A 7,388-nucleotide genomic window follows, 5' to 3' on the forward strand; every position below is an offset into this window, starting at 1 on the left:
TGGTGACCAGCCCCAGAGCAAGGCAACCGGACAGGTCCCCTGGAGTAGCCAGCCCGGCACGCGCTTCGGGCTGGCGACGGTCGGTGCCACGCACGAGCGGGGCCGGGCTCAGCCTGGGAGCTGGCCCCGACCCCACCGCAATCCCGATGCACGGATGAAGAGACGACCAAGACGCCCGGATGACGGCGCCTGGGCCAGCTGGGCGCTTCCTCATGCGCCGGGTGGCTTGATGTTCTGCGGCTGACTGTCAGTGAGGTGATCGGCAGGTAGTTGTCAGTGGCTTCGTGCCGCGTGAGCTGCGGGGGGCGCTGACTGGCGGTGCCGATTCCACGCGTCGGTTTTGACGAGCCGCCTGGTCGAGTTTCTGCCGACCGGTACAGGCCGCCTCTCCGCTCCGTTGGTGGGGAGGCGCCAGGCGGGTCCCTGAACAGGCTCGGCTCCGCGCAGTACGGTGAGTGGTGAGCGTTCGTCAGGGCCGGCCTCTGCCGGTTCGGGCCACCAGGGTCGGGGTGCTGCGCCTCGGGAGGATCCCGCCGGCTCGCGGTTGAGAACGGCGCTGCACCGTCGGGTGCAGCGCCGTGATGGCCTGTGGGCCGGTTAGGCGGCGAGGCTGAAGTCAACGCCTGCGGCGATGAGCGAGATGCTGCTGAGCCCTGTCACCGGGGTGACGACGGTCGAGCGGTTGGTGGTGGTGCCGTCGCCGAGCTGGCCGACGTTGTTGCGGCCGACGGTGCTGACGTGGCCGTCGCTGGTCAGGACCATGGAGTGGTAGCCGCCGGCGGCGATGGCGCGCACGTTGGACACGCCGGCCACGGTGATGGGGATGGGGCGGTTGGTGGTGGTGCTGTCGCCGAGCTCGCCGTCGGAGTTGTTGCCCCAGGTCTTGACGGTGCCGTCGGACAGGCGGGCCAGGTTGTGGTACAGGCCCGCGGAGATGTCGCGCACGTTGGCCAGGTTGGCGACGGTGGCGGGGGTGGACCGGGTGGTGGTGGTGCTGTCGCCGAGCTCGCCGTCGGAGTTGTAGCCCCAGGCCTGGACGGTGCCGTCGGCCAGCCGGGCCAGGCTGTGCCTGTTGCCGCCGGAGACGCCCCGGACGTTGGTCAGGCCGGTGACGGTGACCGGCGTGGTGCGGCTGGTGGTGGTGCCGTCGCCGAGCTGGCCGTAGCCGTTGTAGCCCCAGGCCCTGACGGTGCCGTCGGCCAGCACCGCCAGGCTGTGGTTGCCGCCCGCGGCGATGGCCTCGACGCCGGTCAGACCGGCGACGGTGACCGGCGTGGTGCGGCTGGTGGTGGTGCCGTCGCCGAGCTCGCCGTCGCCGTTGTAGCCCCAGGCCTCGACGGTGCCGTTGGAGAGCAGCGCCAGGCTGTGGTTGTTGCCCGCCGCGATGGCCACCACACCGCTCAGGCCGGCCACGGTGCCGGGGACGGCCTGGGTGGCCGTGTTGCCGATGCCGAGCTCGCCGTTGCCGTTGTAGCCCCAGCTCTCCACGGTGCCGTTGGAGAGCAGTGCCAGGGCGTGGCCGTTGTTGGAACTTGCCGCGAGGGCGGTGACATCGCCGTCGGTGAGTCCGGCCACCGTGGCAGGTGTCAGCCTGTTGCCGCCCTGGGAGTCGCCGAGCTGGTAGCTGCTGTTGTTGCCCCATCCCTTGAGGCGGGCCTCCTGGGCGGCGGCGGTGGGAGCGGAGAGCCCCATCGACGCCAGGAGCGCCAGCGGCGCCATGAGTCCGGCCAGCAGGATCTTCGGGCCTCGGCCCTTCGTGAACAGGTGCATGAGTTACCTCGTGGTCTGTGGTGCGCGGGCCCGGCGGAGCAGGCCAGTTCACCCGTCGTGATCACAATTGCCGTCGGCCTGCCCGGTCCTGGGAGGCCGGCGGGCGCTGGCGCGTGGCGGGGGCCTGGCCCGGTCACAGGTGGGCCCGGCCCCCGTCGTTTCCATAACGCGCGTAACTGAAGAGCGGGCGGGGGCGTCCTCATGACGACGCCCGGGCTGTCCGGCAGAGGTGAGGCGCGCGGTCCCGGATTCCGTACTGGCCGGAGCAGTTCGTGGCTGAGGCGTCCTGGCCGTGGCGGGCCGTACCCCGTTGCGATCGGCAGACGCGCCGGCCGGCCTGCTGACGCTGACGCAGGAGCAGGCCGAATCCTGGGTCCGGCCGACCCGGAGCCCTGGCCGACCGGCCGGGGCGAGGAGGAACGGCCTGGCGGCCCGCCTGACGTCCCTTCAGCCCGGATCGGTCCCCACGACCGATCGGGCCCTGAACCGGGCGTCAGGTGATGGTCTGCGGCTGACTGACAGTGAGGAATCGGCAGGGGGTTGTCAGTGACTTCGTCCCCGTGAACCGCGGGGGAGCGCTGACATGCGGTGCCGCTTCTGTGCTCGGTTTTGACGAACCGCTTGGCCGAGTTGCTGCCGACGGTGTAGGCGGTCTCTCCGCTCCGCGATCGGTTCGCGCCGTCGCGGGTTCGGGTGTACCGGACGTCACGATCGGCTTCGCCGGAGCTCCACCATGGCAGGGGAACCGCCCTCCCCCTCACCAGGGCTCCCCGCCGGGCGGAAGCAGGCACCGACCCGGCGGGGTCCCACACCGCACCCCCTGCTTCCGGCCTGGACCTACGAGAAGAGGACCTGTGCGCATGCGTATCCGGTACGCCTTGGCCGTTGGAGTGGTGCTGGTTGTCACGGGCGCGGGAGTGGCCGACGCCGCTCCTGGCGACACGTCCACCACGTTCTCCGTGACGGCCGGCGCGTTGTCGATCGCGGTGCCGGCCTCGGCGGCCCTGGGGAGTGTGCTGCCCGGCAACACCGTCACCGCACAGCTGGGTGCCGTCACGGTCACCGATGCTCGCGCCCTGCTGACGGCCGCCTGGACGGCGTCGGTGGTCTCCACCAGCTTCCAGACCGGCGGTGGCACGGCCCCCGAGACGATCGCGACCAGCGCGGTCTCCTACTGGTCGGGAGCGGCGACGGCCACCGCTGGAACGGCCACCTTCACCCCCGGTCAGGCCACGGCGGGCGCGGCCCAGACGCTGGCGAGCAGCCGCACCGCCTTCACCGCCACCGCGGGCGTGGGCAACAACACCGCGGCCTGGAACCCCACGCTCGTCGTCGCGGTCCCCGCCGGCGCGGTGGGCGGCACCTACACCGGGACGGTGACACATTCGGTGGCATGACCAGGCCCGCCGGCAGAGCCGCCCCCGACCACCCGGCAGCCGTCTCGGCGGGCACCCCGCCGCCACCGAAACCCGGGGGGCCTGGTGGGCTGTCCCGGCCGGTGACGGCCGCCTGAAACCCCCTCCGTACCCATCGGCCCCGGCCGGGGTGCGCGGGCGGGCTCACTGCGTGCCGAGTGCGGCTTCCTCCCGGTCGAGGTCGTGCTGCAGGCTCCTGCGGGTGGCGTCGCTGATCCGGTGCTCGTCGTACAGGCGGTGCAGTTCGGTGTTCTGGACGGCGATCACCTCGTGTCGCAGTTCGCGGTAGGTGGCGTCGACGGTGCTGTTGTCCGGGCTGTCGATGCTGTGGTCGAGGCGGGCGCTGAGCCCGCGCCGGACCCGGTCGATCACGGCTTCGGGCACCGCTTCCAGGGTGGCGAGGTCGTCGACGTGGGTGAGTGCGGCACGGTTGAGGGTGTCGCGGGCGTCGGCCTCCTCGCGGGCGGTGTGCTCGGGCTCCAGCGCCAGGCCGGAGCGGTTGACCACCGCCGCCAGGCTCAGCCCTTGGACGACCAGGGTGAACACCACGACGGCTGTGGTCAGCACCAGCACCAGAGGGCGCCCTGTCAGCGCGGTGCCGCTGTTCGCGGCGAGCGGGATCGACAGGGCGGCGGCCAGCGGCATCACACCGCGGGTGCCGGCCCAGGTCACCACCCCGGCCACCCGCCAGGACAGCCGGCCCCGGGAGGGCTTGACCGCACGGGTCAGCGGCAGCGTCGACAGCACCCGGACAGCGATCAGCACGACGGCCAGCGCGAGCGCCTGCACCGGCCACCAGCCGCTGCCCGCGGGCAGGCCGCGCACCAGCGCAGGCAACTCCAGGCCGACGATGCTGAACACCACGCTCTCCAGGATGAACACCACCACCGCGTAGACCGCGTGCAGCTGCAGGCGGATGTGGGCGTCGGTGAGGCGGTGCCCGGTCCGGCCGAGCAGCACACCGGCGACGACGACGGAGGTGATGCCGGAGGTGTGCGCGGCCTCCGCCACCACGTACGCCGCGTACGGGGTGATCAGGGCGATCACCGTCTCCAGCACCGGGTCCGTGGTGCGGCGGCGGATCAGCCACACCAGGCCCGCGACCGCCGCGCCGATCACGCTGCCACCGCCCCCGAGCAGCAGGAACTCCCCGCCGGCCGCAGGCAGGCTCACCGCGCCGCCTGCCGCGATGGCGATGCCGACGGCGACCTTGAACAGCACCAGCGAGGTGGCGTCGTTGAACAGGCTCTCCGCCTGCACCAGCACCTGGACCCGTCCCGGCAGCGCGAGTCGGCGGCCAAGCGCGGTAACCGCCACCGGATCGGTGGAGGCCAGCACCGCGCCCAGCACGAACGCCATCGCGGGCGGCAGCCCGGTCACCGCGACCGCGACGAAGCCGACCGCCGCCGCCGAGGCGAACACCAGGCCGAAGGCGAGAATAGTCACCGGCTTCCAGACCGTGCGCAGGTCGCGCAGCGACAGCTCCTCGGCGGAGGCATACAGCAACGGGGGAAGCACGACCAGCGCGATCGCCTGCGGCGGGATGTGCAGCGCCGGCACGCCGGGTATCAGCGCCACCCCGAGACCGGCCAGGACCAGCAGCGAAGGGGCGGGCACGCGCCAACGCCGAGCGAACGTGGCCACGGCGGTGGCCAGAACCACCAGGAAGAGGACGATCCCCACGGTGCGCATCTGCGAAATGACCCCATCACGACGAGCGGGGTCGCCGCCGCCTGATCGCCGCAGTCGTCCCCCGAGCCGACCAGGCTTCCCGGCACACCAAAGGTAATTTTATCGGGACTTTAGCAGTGCTCGGCAGGGGCGCAGGCAGGGCGCACGCCGCGACGGCTGGTAGGCGCCGTCCGATCAAAGGGGCGCGAGGGCCGGCCGCCGGGCAGAACTCACCCGCCGCCTACTCCTCCGCCTTCACCCGCTGCGCCCAGACGGCGCCGGAGCAGAGCCGCGAACCGCCCGACGCCTGATGCGCCCCGACGGGATGCGGAACCGACCTGCACACCGGTCGTTGAGTGGACGAGCGCCCTCCCCCGGGACGCGGCACGGCACCGCTGCGCACACCCGCCCGGACGCACCCCCCAGGGTCCGGGCTCGCGCGGCGGAGCCGCTTCGGGGCGGCCGGCCTCGCACAGCACCGGCCGCCCCAACTCCCAAGTTCGGCTCGATCGGGCCGAACCCGCCACTTGTGACCATCCTCAAGACCCTTCAGCCCAGGGGACTCCAGGGCGTCCCTGCCGATGCCGTGGCTGATGATCTCCGGCTGACTGGCCGTGAGGTGATCGGCAGGTGGTCGTCAGCGGCTTCGTGCCCGTGGACTGCGGGGGAGTGCTGACCGGTGGCGCCTTCTGTACGTCAGCTTTGACGAACCGCCTGGTCGATTTTCCGCCGACCGGTACAGGCCGTCTCTTCACTCCGCTGGCCTGGAGAGGCGGCGGGGAAGGACGGTCCGCCCTGGGCTGCGGATGGCCACGCGTCATGCCAGTGCGCCCGACCGACCGCTGGCCCTGGCGGGCCGCACAGAGGGTGGTGGCGGCCCGGGCGGTCAGGCGGCGCCGGTCACGCCGGGGGCGACGAAGCGCCGGTGGAGCGGGGTGAATTCGGTCTCCGGCTCGCCGGTGATGCCGGCTTCCTTGACCGCGGCCGCGAGCCGTTCGGCGAAGAACCGCTCGAAGTCCTCTCGCGAGGTCCACACGTCGACCACGCGCAGCGCGTCGGCCTCGAACCAGGCCACGTGCATGAGGGCACCCTCCGGCGCCCGTTCCTCCCAGCCCACCGCTTCCCGGGTGGCGTCGTACTGCTCGGGGGTCACCCCGGCCCATCGCATCGACATGACCTCAGCCATCGCTGATACCTCGCTCCCGTCGATCTGCGCTTCGGCGCGCTGTCTCCAGCAGACCGCGGAACGCCGCTGACCGCACCCCGCGCACTGCGATGTCACCACCGGGTCAACCGTGATTTTCTCGGTTCGGTGGTGTCTGTCTGGGCTCTCGGCCTGGGGTGATGCCGTCGTGGCCGGCCACCTCGTCGGGCTCCGGCCAGGGATCCCGTTGGTGGGTGAGAATTTGCGGATCCGTGCGTGGGGTAGCCGCCCGGCCGTTGCCGCCCGCCTGTCCTGGTCCTGGGAGGCAGACGGGCGGCAGCGCGCGGCGGGGCCGGGGCCCGGTCAAGCGGGCCCCGGCCCCGCCGTTTCCAACCGCGTAACTGAAGTGAGGACGAGGGCGTCCTCATGACGACGTCCGGGGGCTGTCCGGGGCGGGGGCCGCGAGATGTGGAGCAGCCCTGCGGCTCGACCCGTTGCACCGTCGGCCCGGACCCCGCCCCCGCCGACGGGCGGTCGTCGGCGAACCGCGCAGGCCCACGCCTCTGGGGGCCGCACGAACCCTCCACAAGTCAGAACGCGTTACACACCCTCAGGGCGGGAGAACCACGCCACAGGGCCCGGGGCCGTCCTGGAGGGCCGGCAGGGGCTCCGTCGAAGCCGACCGCGAGTCCCACCACCAGCACGATCGCGGGCAGCGCGAGCTACACCAGCGTCGTGGGCGCCCCCGCCATCGTCTCCACCGGCACGGTGACCAACGGCCTGTTCGGCGGAGCGGTCGTCGCCGCGCTACCCCACACGGTCCTCTGCAACGCCACCGACTGCATGACCCCCTGCGGCGTCACCACGGTCTCGGCGACCGGTGGTGTAGCGATTCTCCTCTGAACCACCGCCCGTGCCCCCTTCAGCCCTCGTAGGGCCGGGTCGCGCGTGCGGCCCGCAGTGCCCGCCCCCACCAGGCCAGTTGGCCGAGCATGCCCTTGGCCGCGCCCTCGCACACGGCCGTGTCGTGCGGCGCACCGTTCTCCGCGAGGCCCGACCACGGCCCGTGCAGGCTGACGGAGTCGCGGACCGTCATGGCGTGCAGCTCGGCGAAGACCAGCCGGAGCTGCTCGACGGCGCGCAGGCCCCCGCCGAGCCCGCCGTAGGAGACGAAGCCGACCGGCTTGGCGTGCCACTGCCCGTGGTGCCAGTCGATGAGGTTCTTCAGTGCGGCCGGGAAGCTGTGGTTGTACTCGGGGGTGACGATGACGAAGGCGTCGGCGGCGTCCAGCCGCGGTGTGACATCTGCCAGTGCGGCTACGGCCTCCGGGCTCGGAGTGCCGCCCCAGCCGGGCATGACGAGCGGCAGTTGGACGTCCACGAGGTCG

Annotated in this window: 6 protein-coding genes; 2 read left to right on the top strand and 4 right to left on the bottom strand. The window is 72.4% G+C overall.

Annotated features, from left to right (window positions below):
• Positions 1-597: 597 nt before the first annotated feature.
• Entirely contained in the window at positions 598-1,770 is a 1,173-nt protein-coding gene (locus tag P3T29_RS30595; protein ID WP_280719937.1) for a hypothetical protein, read from the bottom strand.
• 860 nt (positions 1,771-2,630) lie between these two features.
• Here P3T29_RS30595 and P3T29_RS30600 point away from each other — a divergent pair.
• On the top strand, positions 2,631-3,167 hold the full coding sequence (locus P3T29_RS30600) for a hypothetical protein (RefSeq protein WP_280719938.1): 537 nt from the start codon (positions 2,631-2,633) through the stop codon (positions 3,165-3,167).
• Positions 3,168-3,329: 162 nt separating this feature from the next.
• On the opposite strand, the gene P3T29_RS30605 is transcribed toward P3T29_RS30600, so the two are convergent.
• Complete coding sequence (locus tag P3T29_RS30605; RefSeq protein WP_280719939.1) at positions 3,330-4,877, bottom strand: Na+/H+ antiporter; 1,548 nt, start codon at positions 4,875-4,877, stop codon at positions 3,330-3,332.
• Positions 4,878-5,742: 865 nt separating this feature from the next.
• A complete protein-coding gene (locus P3T29_RS30610) occupies positions 5,743-6,042 on the bottom strand; it encodes a hypothetical protein (protein WP_280719940.1) in 300 nt (99 codons plus the stop codon).
• A 693-nt stretch (positions 6,043-6,735) separates the two neighbouring features.
• On the opposite strand from P3T29_RS30610, the gene P3T29_RS30615 reads away from it, so the two are divergent.
• Positions 6,736-6,903, top strand: a complete 168-nt coding sequence (locus tag P3T29_RS30615) for a hypothetical protein (RefSeq protein WP_280719941.1) — start codon at positions 6,736-6,738, stop codon at positions 6,901-6,903.
• Positions 6,904-6,922: 19 nt separating this feature from the next.
• Here the strand turns inward: P3T29_RS30615 and P3T29_RS30620 are convergent.
• A partial coding sequence (locus P3T29_RS30620) for an NAD(P)H-dependent oxidoreductase (RefSeq protein WP_280719942.1) occupies positions 6,923-7,388 on the bottom strand: 466 nt, incomplete at its 5' end.

The sequence above is a fragment of the Kitasatospora sp. MAP5-34 genome (assembly GCF_029894335.1).
In the GTDB taxonomy this organism is placed as follows: Bacteria; Actinomycetota; Actinomycetes; order Streptomycetales; family Streptomycetaceae; genus Kitasatospora.